The sequence below is a fragment of the Vibrio pectenicida genome (assembly GCA_024347015.1).
In the GTDB taxonomy this organism is placed as follows: domain Bacteria; phylum Pseudomonadota; class Gammaproteobacteria; order Enterobacterales; family Vibrionaceae; genus Vibrio; species Vibrio pectenicida.
This window is the reverse complement of sequence record AP024890.1, coordinates 557,862-571,644: the sequence shown is the minus strand read 5'-3', so window position 1 is coordinate 571,644 and position 13,783 is coordinate 557,862. Positions and strand designations below refer to the sequence as shown.

The 13,783-nt window shown below is 39.1% G+C and carries 15 protein-coding genes and 3 pseudogenes; 6 read left to right on the top strand and 12 right to left on the bottom strand.

The genetic code is table 11. The features are described 5' to 3' along the window. The first annotated feature begins 113 nt into the window (after positions 1-113). Positions 114-1,901, top strand: coding sequence for a M28 family metallopeptidase (locus tag OCV27_RS17645; protein ID WP_125322584.1), 1,788 nt, complete (start codon positions 114-116; stop codon positions 1,899-1,901). Between the two features lie 181 nt (positions 1,902-2,082). Here OCV27_RS17645 and OCV27_RS17640 read toward each other — a convergent pair whose 3' ends face one another. After that, positions 2,083-2,565, bottom strand: a complete 483-nt coding sequence (locus tag OCV27_RS17640; protein WP_125322585.1) for a tetratricopeptide repeat protein — start codon at positions 2,563-2,565, stop codon at positions 2,083-2,085. A gap of 218 nt (positions 2,566-2,783) precedes the next feature. Here OCV27_RS17640 and OCV27_RS17635 point away from each other — a divergent pair, with 218 nt between their 5' ends. Beyond that, positions 2,784-3,032 (top strand): DUF4286 family protein, encoded by a 249-nt coding sequence (locus OCV27_RS17635; RefSeq protein WP_125322586.1) that lies wholly within the window; start codon positions 2,784-2,786, stop codon positions 3,030-3,032. Positions 3,033-3,436: 404 nt separating this feature from the next. Next, entirely contained in the window at positions 3,437-4,828 is a 1,392-nt protein-coding gene (locus tag OCV27_RS17630; RefSeq protein ID WP_125322587.1) for an amino acid kinase family protein, read from the top strand. A 199-nt stretch (positions 4,829-5,027) separates the two neighbouring features. On the opposite strand, the gene OCV27_RS17625 is transcribed toward OCV27_RS17630, so the two are convergent. From OCV27_RS17625 to OCV27_RS17590, 8 genes and pseudogenes are all read right to left on the bottom strand, one after another. After that, positions 5,028-5,342: a hypothetical protein gene (locus OCV27_RS17625; RefSeq protein WP_125322588.1), complete on the bottom strand. Its 315-nt coding sequence runs from the start codon at positions 5,340-5,342 to the stop codon at positions 5,028-5,030. A gap of 8 nt (positions 5,343-5,350) precedes the next feature. Then, positions 5,351-5,653, bottom strand: coding sequence for a hypothetical protein (locus tag OCV27_RS17620; RefSeq protein WP_125322589.1), 303 nt, complete (start codon positions 5,651-5,653; stop codon positions 5,351-5,353). Between the two features lie 360 nt (positions 5,654-6,013). After that, complete coding sequence (locus tag OCV27_RS17615; RefSeq protein WP_125322590.1) at positions 6,014-6,238, bottom strand: VF530 family protein; 225 nt, start codon at positions 6,236-6,238, stop codon at positions 6,014-6,016. Between the two features lie 253 nt (positions 6,239-6,491). Further along, entirely contained in the window at positions 6,492-6,941 is a 450-nt protein-coding gene (locus OCV27_RS17610) for a GNAT family N-acetyltransferase (protein ID WP_125322591.1), read from the bottom strand. 156 nt (positions 6,942-7,097) lie between these two features. Beyond that, positions 7,098-7,382: pseudogene (locus OCV27_RS17605) on the bottom strand (MazG-related protein); the annotation flags it as partial. Between the two features lie 208 nt (positions 7,383-7,590). Next, a pseudogene (locus tag OCV27_RS17600) lies at positions 7,591-8,114 on the bottom strand (nucleotidyltransferase family protein). 99 nt (positions 8,115-8,213) lie between these two features. Then, positions 8,214-8,693: a GNAT family N-acetyltransferase gene (locus OCV27_RS17595; RefSeq protein WP_185759818.1), complete on the bottom strand. Its 480-nt coding sequence runs from the start codon at positions 8,691-8,693 to the stop codon at positions 8,214-8,216. Positions 8,694-8,809: 116 nt separating this feature from the next. Further along, positions 8,810-8,932, bottom strand: a pseudogene (locus OCV27_RS17590) (GFA family protein); the annotation flags it as partial. Positions 8,933-9,494: 562 nt separating this feature from the next. On the opposite strand from OCV27_RS17590, the gene OCV27_RS17585 reads away from it, so the two are divergent. Further along, positions 9,495-10,445, top strand: a complete 951-nt coding sequence (locus OCV27_RS17585; protein WP_125322593.1) for a hypothetical protein — start codon at positions 9,495-9,497, stop codon at positions 10,443-10,445. A gap of 86 nt (positions 10,446-10,531) precedes the next feature. On the opposite strand, the gene OCV27_RS17580 is transcribed toward OCV27_RS17585, so the two are convergent. Then, entirely contained in the window at positions 10,532-10,699 is a 168-nt protein-coding gene (locus OCV27_RS17580; RefSeq protein WP_125322600.1) for a His/Gly/Thr/Pro-type tRNA ligase C-terminal domain-containing protein, read from the bottom strand. A gap of 198 nt (positions 10,700-10,897) precedes the next feature. On the opposite strand from OCV27_RS17580, the gene OCV27_RS17575 reads away from it, so the two are divergent. After that, the gene (locus OCV27_RS17575) at positions 10,898-11,206 is read left to right on the top strand and encodes a hypothetical protein (RefSeq protein ID WP_125322594.1); all 309 of its coding nucleotides are present in this window, start codon (positions 10,898-10,900) and stop codon (positions 11,204-11,206) included. A 56-nt stretch (positions 11,207-11,262) separates the two neighbouring features. Here the strand turns inward: OCV27_RS17575 and OCV27_RS17570 are convergent, their stop codons facing one another. Continuing rightward, positions 11,263-11,895 carry a hypothetical protein gene (locus tag OCV27_RS17570; protein ID WP_125322595.1) on the bottom strand — a complete coding sequence of 211 codons (633 nt, stop codon included), beginning with the start codon at positions 11,893-11,895 and terminating at the stop codon, positions 11,263-11,265. Positions 11,896-12,122: 227 nt separating this feature from the next. Then, positions 12,123-12,467 (bottom strand): immunity protein Imm33 domain-containing protein, encoded by a 345-nt coding sequence (locus OCV27_RS17565; RefSeq protein ID WP_245986811.1) that lies wholly within the window; start codon positions 12,465-12,467, stop codon positions 12,123-12,125. A gap of 403 nt (positions 12,468-12,870) precedes the next feature. Here OCV27_RS17565 and OCV27_RS17560 point away from each other — a divergent pair, with 403 nt between their 5' ends. Further along, on the top strand, positions 12,871-13,614 hold the full coding sequence (locus OCV27_RS17560) for a substrate-binding periplasmic protein (protein WP_245986812.1): 744 nt from the start codon (positions 12,871-12,873) through the stop codon (positions 13,612-13,614). Positions 13,615-13,783 lie beyond the last annotated feature (169 nt).

The following is a 13,783-nucleotide window of genomic DNA, read 5'->3' as shown; positions in this document are numbered from 1 at the left end:
CATTGTGATTTCTTGATATGCATTCATATTTATAAAAAATTATAATTATGTGCATTCTTACCGCCTACTTTTTTGATTAAAGACAAAACAGATTGTTTAACAAGGAGTCAAAAATGCAGGTAAGCATAACAACAAAACGATCGATACTCGCCACTGTTATTAGCAGTACAATCCTCACAGGGTGTTTCTGGGATGACCCGCGTCGAGGGGCAAATTACGTCAGTGAAAATGTTGATAAGGAACAATTGATTGGTCATCTTGTCACGCTGGAAGGTTTAGCCTCTAGAACAACTGACGGTAAGTCCATTACCAGGGCCGCTGGCACTTTAGGCTATCAAAACTCGACCGAATTTATCATTGCAACAATGAAAGAGCGCGGCTTTATTGTCACCACGCAAGAGTTTGATTTCAGAGCTTGGGAAGAACTCCCCGGAACAAAAGCCAAGGTCGATGGAAAAGACTTAGTCAGCACCAAAAATGCACCCGATGGTGTTGAAGCCGATTTTGCCCTAATGTCCTACTCAGGCAAAACCAATGGTCAACTCGATGGAGAGCTTGCTTTCGTCACTCCCGATTTCAGGTTTGACGCTCCCGATTACGACAGTACAGATGGCTGTGAAGTCACCGATTTTAATGGCAAAGATCTCACCGGAAAGATAGCCGTTATCCAACGAGGGGGATGTGCATTTAATGTAAAAGCTTTCAATGCCCAAAACGCAGGTGCAACAGCTGTGCTCATTTTTAACCAAGGCAATGGTGAAGGAAGAAAATCTGTGGTAAATGGTACTTTAAGTAGCACCACTCAAGTCACAATACCGGCTTTAGGCGCGCGCTTTTCGCTTGGCCAAGATTGGTATAACAAAAGCCAATCAGAACTAGTAAATGCAAGCTTGCTGGTCAATATCAAAGATGAAGATGTTGTTACACAAAATATTCTGGCCGAAACCCCTATCGGTGATCCAGCACAAGTTGTGATGCTCGGTGCACACCTTGATTCCGTTCCCGAAGGGCCAGGAATAAACGACAACGGCTCTGGCAGCGCTGGTCTACTGGAGTACGCAGTGACGTTATCTGAGCTTGAAGTGCCAGTGAAAAATAAAGTGCGTTTTGCTTGGTGGGCAGCAGAAGAAGCAGGGTTAGTTGGATCTGAATACTACACAGATAACTTATTTGAGCCAATTTACAATCAAGCACAGCAACAAATCCTTGATGAACTAGGCCTTAAAAACCCCGGAGAATTAACCCCAGAGCAGGTCGATTTAGTGGAAGCTAGATATACACATATCAATAAAGTAAAAATGTACTTAAACTTCGATATGATTGGCTCTCCAAATTATATCTATGGTGTGATGGATGGAGACTTATCCGATACCAAAGACAGCCCAGATAATGCCTATAAGGGAGATTTCACACCACCCTACGGCACATCCGATATTGAATCTATCTTCCATGAATTTTTTACAGATAAGGAAGAATCGACCATACCTCAAGCACTATCAAAACGCTCAGACTACGCAGGTTTTGCCGACTGGGGTATTGCATTTGGTGGCCTATTTACGGGCGCGGAAAAAGTGAAAACTGCTGAAGAGGTAGCAAAATTTGGCGGCGAGATCGATGTCGCTTATGACAAGTGTTACCACCAAACCTGTGATGATATTAACAACATCAACCATTCAGCTATTTACAAAAACACACAAGCGATGGCTTATGCCACAACCTACTACGCCTTAAGCGAGCAGCTCTTCCCAGATACCCCAGATGAGTCAAAAAGCAAAGCTATACTAACCTCATCAGTATCACAACCGAAGGAAAAACTGCGCATCGGCGAAAAACTCAAAGCAGCAGACAGTGTGTCTGACCATGATCACTTCCACGGCGATTTTGATCAAGATAGACAATAACACGCCTACAAACCCCAAAAGCTCCCACTTGGGAGCTTTTCTTTGAGTTGTCCCTTCACTAAACGGGGGGTACCAATCTTTTACTTCCATATGCACTTCACCAACTAAAATTACTTAATACTATTTCTAGATCTCTCACACGGGCACACACCGAAAAATTCAACCTAACCCTTTGTCATATTTACCACGTTTTATCTAAATCCTGTGAGTATAAAGAGATGGCTCGACGATACTGCTTTATTGCATCACTATTGGTGGTCGATAGCAAAAGCTCAAGCAGCAACGAGGTTGCTTCTTTGTGTCTCCCCAAATTATAAAGACACATCGCGTAAAAAGGCTGAACCTCAATAGAATTAGGATATTCAATTAGAGTCTTTTCGAAATAGTCTAGCGCCTCTGAATACATACCAAGGCTTCGGTAAGTACTCGCCAAGCCAAACAATGCATCAAACCTTTCAACAGGCGAAAGCAAGCCGGAAAGAGATGACAAGTAATGAGTAATTGCCTCTTGCTCCTTACCTTGATTGTCGTACGACCAAGCAATGTGCAAATGAGCCTTGGCTGAGTAACTTTTATCAGTCAGCAGCTTAGCAAGCAAAGCTCGCGACTCAACATATTTCGCCTCTTTTCGCAGCTCAATGGCTTGTTCGATGATGGTTTCCATTAATATCCCTCAAAGCACATAGTATTAATCAATTTAATAATCAAAAAGTTAACAGTATTATCTCGCTTGATAATACTGAAAAAAATGTTAACAATACATAAACTTTATCACCTGAGAACCAAAAGGAATTAACAATGATTTTATATGAAGTAAATCTTACTATTTTAAATGAGATTGCTGATGACTATACGGCATAGCTAAAACCACATATACAAGAAATGTTAAGATTCGAAGGGTTTATCAAGGCGGAACTATATAAAAACAGCGAGCAGGAAGATGGCAAGACAAATGTCGTTGCCTCATATTACGTCAACAATGAAGACAACCTTCAAGCCTATATCAATGAAATGTCTGCGGATATGAGAGCAGACGGAATAAAAAGGTTTGGGGATAAATGTATCGCAACAAGACGAGTACTAAAGCTCACTGACACTTATAACTGTGGCGAGCACTCTACAGGTATGTAGTCAATACTTACCGAATGGTTCATATCTAAACAACATGATATGAGCTTACCAACATCTTCAGGCTGGATTTTATCTTCTTCAGATATCGCTATATTTGCTGTCATGTCTGTCGCAACCACACCTGGACCTTGCGAATCCCCTCCTAGAAAAATTTACGAGGACACACACTTCAGTTAGTTATGAACAAAATAGACAATAGTAACCAAGCTAGATTGCCTTTCCATTTACATTATATTTAGATGTCGAATTATTTTCCAGGACATTGGCTTGTGGTATAACCTGTGCTATCTTGAATTATGTCTTTTATCGCTGATATAACATCAACATTAAAAGATTAGAACTCTAAAGTTTTTAGAAGATAGCTATAGCTTTGAAAAGTTGTCATAGATATAAAAGGAAGGTTTATGTCTCATACTGTGGAAAAAGTCAGTGGCTCTTCAATGGCAGACTTTGACGCTGTGTTGGATAACATTATTCTCAAACCAGAGCCTAAAGCTAGGTATAATAGAATCCTAGTTGTGCCAGCATACCAAGGTATCACAGATGCTCTTTTAGAGAATAATACTACGCATGAGCCTGGAGTGTATCAATATACTCTCAGTGGAGGCTGCATTTGGGAAAGTAAACTCGACAGTGTCATTCAAAGGTTACTATTGGTGAACGAGAGTTTATTTGCCGATCCAATGTTACGTAGAAAAGCGGATGATTTTATTTTAGAACTTGTGTCTTGTACTCGTCAGTGGATTCGAGATCATTTATCAATGAACCATAGCGAACACGACTCATCCAATTATTGCTTTTGGAACCTAATTCGAGAGCGACTAGCATCCATAGGTGAAGCCCACAGTGCTTATAATACTGCACTGAAGGCCAAACGTTATGGTGTTCAAACTAAATTTATAGATTTAGCTGGTTCCCCGAATGAATTGCGTAAATCACTTGATTGCCAAGTATGGAGTAACCTCGGTGCACTAGATTTAAGCAATGAGCTTCCTATAGTGACCGCGTATGCATCATGTGAAATGAATAACCATTGTCAAAATGATCGCCGTTACGGAGACTTGACTCTAAGCAGAATAGCCACCTTAACAGACGCGAAACAGGCTATCATACACAAATCTCACCACGTGAGTTCAGGTGATCCCGCGCTAATTGGCGCTGAACAGGTAAGCCCTCTTGGTAACTCAAGCTACCAAGTTGCAAATCAACTGTCAGCGTTATCAAATGAAGTTATCCATCCCGCAGCAATCGAAGAACTATCTCAAAAAAATATAGACCTTCGAGTTAAATGCACTTTTGAGCCAGAGCACCCGGGGACTTTCATTAGCTGTAGCCACCACCCAGAAAAGCCAAAAGTTGAAGTGATTTCAGGAAAAGAAGATGTATGCGTTTTAAAAGTTTGGCTAACGGATAATAATGTAGATTTAGATACTCTAGAGTATCAACTCCTAGCATTACCAGGTATTAGTCTATTGCATCATGATACTCTTGAAAAAGTAGTGAGTTACTACTTTGATTGTTCAGCACATAATTGGGAGGAAATATTCACCAAAGTAAAAAAATTATTACCTGATAATGAGTTAAATGTCCAACGAGTCGCTTTACTTTCAGTACTTGGTACCAAAATAGATTCTGAGCAGACTTTATCGGTAGGCTGTAGCGCTTTAGAAAAACATGGTATATATCCTGAAAACACTCATTATTATCAAGATGGAAGCAGCGTGAGATTTGTAGTAGCAACGGCTCAATTTAAGGCAGCGCTGTGCGCATTACATTATGCTTTTTTAAAACATTGATGCCGTACCAACAACAGCTACTGTAATACCATCTAATCTACATCCATCAAATATCTTCCATTGTTTAGCTTGAAAGTTATAAGGACTAAAGTTGTAAGGATAGTCACTATAACTTATTCAGCGACTTGTTATGACTTTCTAGTCATTCATAAATAGCTACTATGTATAAACGTTATTAGACCAGTCTATAAAAGCAGATTTAAATTGATAGATACTTTGACAACAAAGGATGCTCACTTAAAGCGATAAAATCCTCTTCATTTAATGTTACCGAAAATGTGATATTTGGCATTTCGGCACTTTCACAAATCACCAATGAATTTTCACCAAAAAACGCCCATTTCCTTAGGGATAAACACTCTAAAGGAGCCCCTATTTGAACAACCTTAAATAAAACTACAACACGGCTAAAATCTCGAGTGATAACCACTTGAACAGGCATTTCTTCACCTGTAATTTCATCTACTGCTGTCACCGTAAAAATAGTGGTGTTACTTAAATCTTTAACGTTCATAGTTTCCCTTAACTTTGTTTGGCTAACCTTACCAACCAGTCACACTCTTTGTCTCTAACAAGAATACCAATTTCCATTGCTTCATCGACTAGGTGCGAAGCACGGTTATAGCCGATACCCATAAAACGTTGAATTCGAGAAATACCAAACGATTGATCTTGGAATTCGGGAGTGTTTTTTAGCGTTTCTAAGTCGTAATCTAGCATCGGATAACTCATCATTTTCCCCGTTAACTTAAAGTGCTGCGCTATAATTTCTGATGTACTAAATTTATTGTTGTTTATTGCATTTATTGAATTCTGGATATTCATTTGTTATTTTCTGTAATCCAAAAATGAACAACATGGTATGTTCTAAACAGAATATACAGTTTCAGAAAATATCACAAGCCATTGTTTTTATTGCAAAAATAGTAACAACTTGTTACAGTGGTAATCACTACAACTAGAGGAGTGTTATAGCATGATCAGGACAGTCACTATAACTGAGGGGGATCCGTCAGCGTCGCTTTAAAGGGTGAGCAACGCAGACCACTCTACCTAAACCAGGTTCAGTAAACACTAAAGCGGAAGCAAACTGCAAATACCGTGCAATGAAAGACCGTATTATGCGGGGTGAGAACAGCGCCAAAAATTAACTATTGACACCATAGCCTCTCTATAATAAACCGTTTACTTAGAACTAAATGTATGAATATACAAAGCTTCAACCTTATCCCTTGCCCATTGAGTTCGACGCAAAAATTTTAAAGATGACTTAATTGAAGGATTATTATAGAAACAGTTAATTTGGATCTGAGCGTCCAAACCTTCCCAGCCATAATGCTCAACCAAGCGAGTAAGAATCTTCTCTAACGTCAAACCGTGTAGAGGATTTTTGGGTTGTTCTTGGGTCACTATCGATTCCTAATATCAAAATAATTAGCTGCAATACTAGCAGAATAACCCAAAAATTTTAGATATTTGAAAGCCTACTGTAGAAGTTAAGATCAATTCTAGCTCTAGCGTTCAACTTAGATTTTGAAAATGTTGTATGACACCCAATTCAGTAGCTGACAACGCTACCAATACACTCAAACTTAACACCGAAATCACTAAAGCTAAACCGAACTGGCAAAGCCACACATTAACAGCCTGCTTAACTTGCTTTTTAAGGCTGTAGTTGTAAGAAGTAATGATACGTCCCTGATTCCCTTTTATAACCTAAAGATTCATACAATTGCTGTGCATTGCCATTGCTCTCAGCTGTCTCTAGGGATAGACCTTTCACATCGTCCTTTAATCCCATTTCTCTCGCTGCATCCATTAGTTTCCTCGCTACTCCTTGTCTTCTTGCGGTGTCTGAAACAAATAAGTCGTTAAGGACCCAAATTTTAGCAGCCGAAACAGAAGAAAAACTTGGATACAATTGAGTAAAACCTAAACCATTACATTCATCATCAAGAGCAAGAAATATAATCGATTCATTGTTATTTAAACGCGACTCAATAAATGCACGAGCAACATTAAGGTCACTCTCTTGACCATAAAACACTCGATAAGCATCAAAAAGGGGAGAGATTATGTCTAATTGTTCAATTTTTGCTTTTACTATTTTCATGTACAACATCCATTTTTTAGAAAGGCATAGCGCCCAATTAAGTAGTGAGCAATGCAGGCCACCATAGTTAACCCTTTGTGCCGTAAAAATTTAAGCTAAATCAAACCGAAAATTTCGAGGAGAGGGAATTTTGAGGACACACAATTCAGTCAATTATTGAGATAAGCCTATTTCAATTTTTTGATTTTGGTAAACTAACTGGAAATACTCTAGATCCCAACCGTATTCAGCGTAATGGGATAAAGGTTTAGATATGAATTGCGATACGTGTTCCAATATCTTGCTTGCGTCGACATTGTGGATATAAAGATCTATATCTGCAATTTCACGGCTACCCCCATGAATAGTTGCAGCTAGCCCACCAACAATTTGATACTCAACACACTCAGTTTCCAAAAGTCCTTTGAGCCATTTCAAAGCTACTATTACTTTTTCACTCATGCATTTCCCTTACTTTAACTTTACTCTGCACCATAACGCCACCATCGAACTTAAACCATTAGCTTGTATGCATAGCATTATAATAGAACTAGGGAACTCGCTAGCCCAAACAAGGCATCACACCTTTCTACCGACGATAATAAACCCGAAAGAGATAACAGATAAGGAGCAAAAGAGACAAGCATTGCGAATCAGCTCAAACGGTCTGTTATAGTGCAACTCTCAAAGATGACCACCGAACTAGCCACCCTTTTGAATTTACTCGATTTTCAAACGTTTTTCGTGATCTCTTTGGGTTATATGTGATGCAGTAATCGAATAGTGATTCAAAACCAAAAGAGGAAATGCATTCGTACTGGTCCAGTCCAACTTTCCGAACAGCAACAGCCGTTTCTTTTTCAACCCAAAAGCTCATAGCGTCCAAAGTACTTAAATATGGCCGGTGTGCATACTGGCTTGATTTCTCACCTGCCAATTTACTTCGGGCATACACTCTTTCAGTTTGGCTTCATAATTTAAGTAAGTATTTGAATCTAGTTCATGTTGCTCATAGTAGATAACATCAAAATCATTTAAAGGTGTTAGCAGATCAAAATTATGTAACGAATCCCAAACCAAATTACGGACAAAGCCTGCGGCTATATAACATTGAGGTAAATTCAGTTTAGATACGTAATCTAACGCTGATAGCCTTACTTGGTCTTGCTTAATAAGTTCGATTATTTTATCCATGTTTGCCTTACGCTATAACGCTACCTTAAGCGTAAAAAATAGTTGGCTAAACTTGTTGAGGCACGAAACAAAACCAACTATTTTGTTCATCTTCACCCATTAAATTACCCAACAAAAATATGGTCTCTGACCATCCATTCGTTCGACTAGTGCTCCTAACTTATTGTAGAACTCATGTGCTTTGGTGTTATAAGGACTAACTGTCCAAGAAATATGAGACATTAATGACTTTTCCGCTTCTTTTTTCAAAGCATACATAAGTTCAGCGCCATACCCCTTTGACCGATGTCGACTAACAACCAGCAAGTCATCAAGCCAAATAGACGGATCGCCACTAAAGGAAGAATAACGATAATGAAATAAAGCAAATCCTTGAACTTCGCTCTCGACTTCCAATAGCAAAGCATAAGCAAACGGATGCTCACTAAATAAGGTTCGTTCAATCTTCTCTGTGGTCGTTGAGACTTGACCGTCAAACCCTTTCATGCTTCGATCAAACTCAGCTTTATGTTCAATCAATTCTAGCAACTTGCTCGAGTCTTGTTTGATCGCTTTCCTTACATTCACTGTGTTCTCCATAAATAAACATTTTTGATTGTTGGTTAACCCTAAACTAATCCGCACAAAATATTAGTATATACTTTTGTAAAACAAAGATGCTAGGCGTTAGCTGCAAGCTTAAATTGTTGGGTTAATTAGTACGATGCACCATTGATTTTGCGAACCGGAATCACTGAAAGCACTTCATTTTCGGCCATTCTCATATTTACCGCCAATTTATCTTCGGAGCATTTCTCCGTTGTTACATAGTACTTTAGGTGTGTGTCCTCGCTTACTTACTCGCTTACTTACTCGCTGCATCGGTTACCATGGTCGATTTCCTTTTTTAACGTTTTTATGGACATCATTATTACGTGGCTAACTAACGAAAACCTGCCCCAAATAAAGTCATCGCCAGTACAACAATCTCTACCACTGGCAGTCATCATACTCCCCACACATACGAACTTAAATTCACATAAGTGGGTGTGGGTTGTTCAAGAACATGGAATACGATAAAAAGCAAATCACTGATAATATTGACTTTAGATGATAATATTAGCCATGAAAGTGACGGATTTAAACAAGGTACAGACTTGCATAGCGAGTCCCATCACTACATCGGTGAATAAAGTTAAGATTCATGGGAAACACAAATATACACCCCATATAGAGTTTTACTCCATACCAATACATGCTAAATTTTTATTGATTATTAACTCAATTGATGTGGTTTAGAATATTGTTAACATGTCATTATTCGGTGTTTCGCAAAACATTGAACATTGTTTGAGTCACCAAAAGTCAGTTGTGTTAGGCGAATTTGGTAGGTGATAAGATATGAAAACCAGTCGATTTTTTACTTTGCTATGGGCATCTTTGATTCTTGCTCAGTCTGTTACCACAGCCAATGCGAATGAATCGCAGAGCCTTGCAGAACAACCATCGGAGCCTTCTCAAACGTCTACGCGCCTCTCATGCAATTCATGGAGTACGCCAGGTAATTTTACCTGTGACTTCTTGGATAAAAAGCCAGAAATTGGCTGCGACGATTGCTATATGGGCACTTTCTCTAAAGGCTGGACGATAAAAGGAAGTTGGAGCGGTGATTTTAGTTGGTTTGGAAAATGCGCTGCCGTTGATAACTCAACAACTACGCATATCAAACAGATCAGTGTCGCTGGACTACCCATGCCACATGTCGAAGTTACCCACACAGTTAATAAAGCCTGTACCGACGAAACCGGCAAGTCATGGGCGCCAGGTGACAAGGTTGGCTCTATGATAGATTATGATGCCTATATCCCGCCATCGGATTACTTTTCGGAAACATGGTCTACTAACTCATATTCTAATGTTAAAAAGAAGCAATGCTCGCAAATCAATTCTCATGGTGCTTTAGTGTGGGTATGTAGCGAGTACTTTCTCCTAAATGGAGCCTACGAGTATTACGTTGATTGGGAAGATTTTTCTAAAGCTTCTGGACGCTGCGCTAATAGTGGTTGGGAGCTCCCACCCTATCAAATCATCATCGATTATCTTAATGACAAAAATACCAAGCCTGCAGATCAAGAGCCCATGCATGAGCGGTATGTGTGGAGTGCAGAGAGTAACGAACCAGGAAGTCGATATGCTGTGTACAATAATTGGTCTTATGATTGGGAGAAAGGTACTCGTGCAGAAACAGATGGCGCTTATACCTTCTGCGTACCTCATGACCCTTATATGGAATCCTGTCCTATAGAGAATACCGCGAATTCCGACAATTGTTTTTATAAAAATGAAGATTGAGAAATACTGATTTTAATCAGTACTAGCTATAATTTGGCTGGTGAGGGGGACCAACACGTATTACCTTTCTGAAAAACAAGGTGATATTACGCTAGAGTAATAACAAAAGGGATCTTCTTTTTATGGAAGCGCTTCATTTTTCTTCCCACTGAGCTTTTGCTGAAATCCGTTAAAACCGGCATGTCTGTATCTATCAGTCTATCCGCTACGTATTTCGCAACATGGCATTTTGAATCACTCACAGCCAAGCACATCACAAATAACTTCACTTACAATCTTAATGGTTGCTTTTCGCCGCATCATAACTCACATCTTTCGCATAATATCTCAGAGTTTTTGTCCATGATTTTCATTTATAGCTATTCTGAATTTGACTAATTATTCAATTAAGTTCAATTAAATCAATAGTTTATTTTATCAATTTAACTCACAATGAAACAAGGTTTAAGACTATGAAAATGACAACAACGCTACTAGCTACTCTTCTTCTCGCTTCAACTGGTGCAGTGGCTAACACTGCTGCATTGACAGATCAAGAAAATCAACTGATCGAAAGAGCAGCGACATTAGATATGCGCGGTTGTGCGGTTGCATCACTTGAAGAGCTTCGTAACCCAGAGAGAAGAAACGCACTTAATTCTTTATTCCAAAGTATGAATATGGAACTACAAGGGATAGGCTATGAATCTATGGGTGCTGAATTACCAAGCTCTGAGCAAATGGCTACAGCGATTTTGGCAATGTGTAAAGCGAAGTATTAATTTATTGGTCCTTAATTCTTCTATCAAAGAGTGAGTTTTAACTCACTCTTTTTCGATTATTTAGGGTTTTCCAATGTTGTCAATTCATAATCCTCAAGTGCTGCATTTATGTGGCGAACTGAGATAAAAGCCACACCATCATCAAACATAAAAGCGCCGATAGGAATAAGTAGAATACCCGTCATATAAGTGCTTAGCTCACCACCCGTTATTATTATGTGGATAGACAACATAAAGCCCAAAAAACCGAAAGCAGCAATAAGAGCGCCAGCTATAAGGTTGTATAACTTCATTAGGGTTTCAAGTAGACTAACCTTGATACGAAATGAATACTGCTCTATGCCAGTGATATCGGGTGTATTCTTAAAAGCCCGCAAGACATGCCGGAATGCGACACTATTGTCTAACCTCTGATTAAGTAAAAAGACAGCATTTAGCATCGGCATGCTAAGACGCACGCCATGAACACTCTTAAAACATTCAATATCGAGCTCATTTTTTAAGTGAGCCTTTAACTCTGCTGAGACTAAAGGCTCTTGCAATGCGGCTAAAATCTGGGCTTGTCTATTTTTACGCAGATAAAAGTAATACTCAGTCACTTTCTGGATGTTGAGCAAAATAGAGACGACTGCAATCGTCACCGCTACCCAGTATTTATCGCCTAAAAGTGCTTGGATGAAAAGCTCCATTTTTTAACCACTACTTCACTTAAGCATATGAATGTTAGTGCGTAAATTTACGGTGAGGCTGAGTTTAAATCAAGGTAATTTGGTCGAATAAGATTTAGATATCGGGGAATAGTGAAGTTCATCATTCACTACTTTCTGAACGGTATGAGTCAAAATACGCTGCATAGATAAAAATATAGGCACCGTATTCTTCTCTATATAGTGCCTGTTTTTATGTTTACTCTATGTCAGCTATTCAAAAGTTCAGGGTCTTGCCAAACATCTTCATAACCCTCATCTATCAAAAATCGCCATCCTTCTGGTAGTCCTAGATATGGCATTACAATGTCGGCCCAATCGACCAGATGTAAACCATGAAGAGGTACAAAAAAATCTGGTTCATCTGACCATTCTCCTGCCCAGATATACCAGCCACTTGTCCCATTTTCCTCTTTGACTCGCAGACCATGTAATGGTCTAACACCATCCTTAATATTTTTAGAGATACCAACTTTCAAATTTAAATCGCACTCTTGGTATGAAATTGAATACTTCTTACAAATATCTTTTTGTTTTTTTTCCAACGGCATCATTGTTATAAGTCCAACTCTTTTTTCATTTTCCTACCTAAAGCTCCTAGTTGCCCACCTTGGATATTTGAACATTGAGGACAATAAGGCTGAACAGCATCTATTTGACGCTGTGTCTGCACATCCACTTGTCCTTCTCTATAGTACTGTACGACAAGCGGATCTTTATGATCTGCTACCTGCCTACTAAATCGATATATGACACAGTTGTTTCATATATGAGATTTAAATCACATACCAATCAATGAATTGCTGCACGCACATACTATACAATCCTGTTTTTCCTAAAAAAAATCCCCCGACAAAGCGCAAAATGCACAGGTAAGCCGCTAGATATACGCTATTCTGCAAAGGTAGGGTTAAATATTTGTTATAAGCTGAAAAAAGTCGTTGGAGGAATGTTGTAATGAGGATGAAGAAAACACTGTCATGCTTTGGCCCATTGTTACTACTGCTTGTTAGCCAGTTAACATCAGCCTCAACCTTGAAGATGTCGCAAGATTTATGGCCGCCCTACATTATGAACTCTGTGCAAGGCAGCGGGATTGCTCATGATATCGTCGCAGATGCTTTAATCTCTGCCGGTTACGATCTCGAATTTTCGATAAAGCCGTGGACTAGGGTTCTTAAAGAAACCAAGTCTGGTCAAAGTGATCTGATCATTTCCCTGTGGAAGACAGAAGAAAGAGCAAAGTTTCTCTTATACACTGAACCCTATACGCACAATAATGTAATCTTTATCTCTCTTAGTGAGTCTAAATTTGAGTATGAGTCACTCGATAGTTTAAAGGGGCTGAGAGTTGCGTTAATTAACGACTATGCGTACGCCAAAAATTTACGCCAATATAAAGAAATGACGATAGTCAAAACCCTAGACCTACCTAATAGCCTCCGATATTTACTCGCAAACAAAGCTGATGTCATTGTGGCCGACGAATCTGTTGCTAAATGGACCTCGCATGGAATGAAGATACCAAAAGGTGAGCTTTACTTTAGTAAAAGTCATCTTGACTCAACACCATTGCATGCCGCTGTACGAAAAGACCACCCTGAAGCTGAAAAAATTGTGTTGATTCTCAACAATTACTTTAAAAATCATGCTGAAGGAAAGTTAGAATCTCTACATGTGATGTACGGTATAGAGGAATAATCCTTTAAGGAAAGCGAAAAAAGATATCATAATCAATATGGTGATTATGCCTGCAATCTAAGCAAATCTGATATTAAAACTGCAATAACAGCGACCTCTCGACCGAGAAAGTCGCTATTATTGCTTGTGTAATGAGTCATCTTAAATCAATGGCAAGAGGTGGTGTTAT

What these genes read in the sequence shown, in the direction of transcription:
- OCV27_RS17580 (WP_125322600.1), bottom strand. Translation starts at nt 10,699, where the DNA reads ATGTGCTTGGCTGTGAGTGATTCAAAATGCCATGTTGCGAAATACGTA.
- OCV27_RS17635 (WP_125322586.1), top strand. Translation starts at nt 2,784, where the DNA reads ATGTTAAGATTCGAAGGGTTTATCAAGGCGGAACTATATAAAAACAGC.
- OCV27_RS17565 (WP_245986811.1), bottom strand. Translation starts at nt 12,467, where the DNA reads ATGATGCCGTTGGAAAAAAAACAAAAAGATATTTGTAAGAAGTATTCA.
- OCV27_RS17640 (WP_125322585.1), bottom strand. Translation starts at nt 2,565, where the DNA reads ATGGAAACCATCATCGAACAAGCCATTGAGCTGCGAAAAGAGGCGAAA.
- OCV27_RS17560 (WP_245986812.1), top strand. Translation starts at nt 12,871, where the DNA reads ATGAGGATGAAGAAAACACTGTCATGCTTTGGCCCATTGTTACTACTG.
- OCV27_RS17570 (WP_125322595.1), bottom strand. Translation starts at nt 11,895, where the DNA reads ATGGAGCTTTTCATCCAAGCACTTTTAGGCGATAAATACTGGGTAGCG.
- OCV27_RS17630 (WP_125322587.1), top strand. Translation starts at nt 3,437, where the DNA reads ATGTCTCATACTGTGGAAAAAGTCAGTGGCTCTTCAATGGCAGACTTT.
- OCV27_RS17625 (WP_125322588.1), bottom strand. Translation starts at nt 5,342, where the DNA reads ATGAACGTTAAAGATTTAAGTAACACCACTATTTTTACGGTGACAGCA.
- OCV27_RS17620 (WP_125322589.1), bottom strand. Translation starts at nt 5,653, where the DNA reads ATGAATATCCAGAATTCAATAAATGCAATAAACAACAATAAATTTAGT.
- OCV27_RS17610 (WP_125322591.1), bottom strand. Translation starts at nt 6,941, where the DNA reads ATGAAAATAGTAAAAGCAAAAATTGAACAATTAGACATAATCTCTCCC.
- OCV27_RS17595 (WP_185759818.1), bottom strand. Translation starts at nt 8,693, where the DNA reads ATGGAGAACACAGTGAATGTAAGGAAAGCGATCAAACAAGACTCGAGC.
- OCV27_RS17575 (WP_125322594.1), top strand. Translation starts at nt 10,898, where the DNA reads ATGAAAATGACAACAACGCTACTAGCTACTCTTCTTCTCGCTTCAACT.
- OCV27_RS17645 (WP_125322584.1), top strand. Translation starts at nt 114, where the DNA reads ATGCAGGTAAGCATAACAACAAAACGATCGATACTCGCCACTGTTATT.
- OCV27_RS17585 (WP_125322593.1), top strand. Translation starts at nt 9,495, where the DNA reads ATGAAAACCAGTCGATTTTTTACTTTGCTATGGGCATCTTTGATTCTT.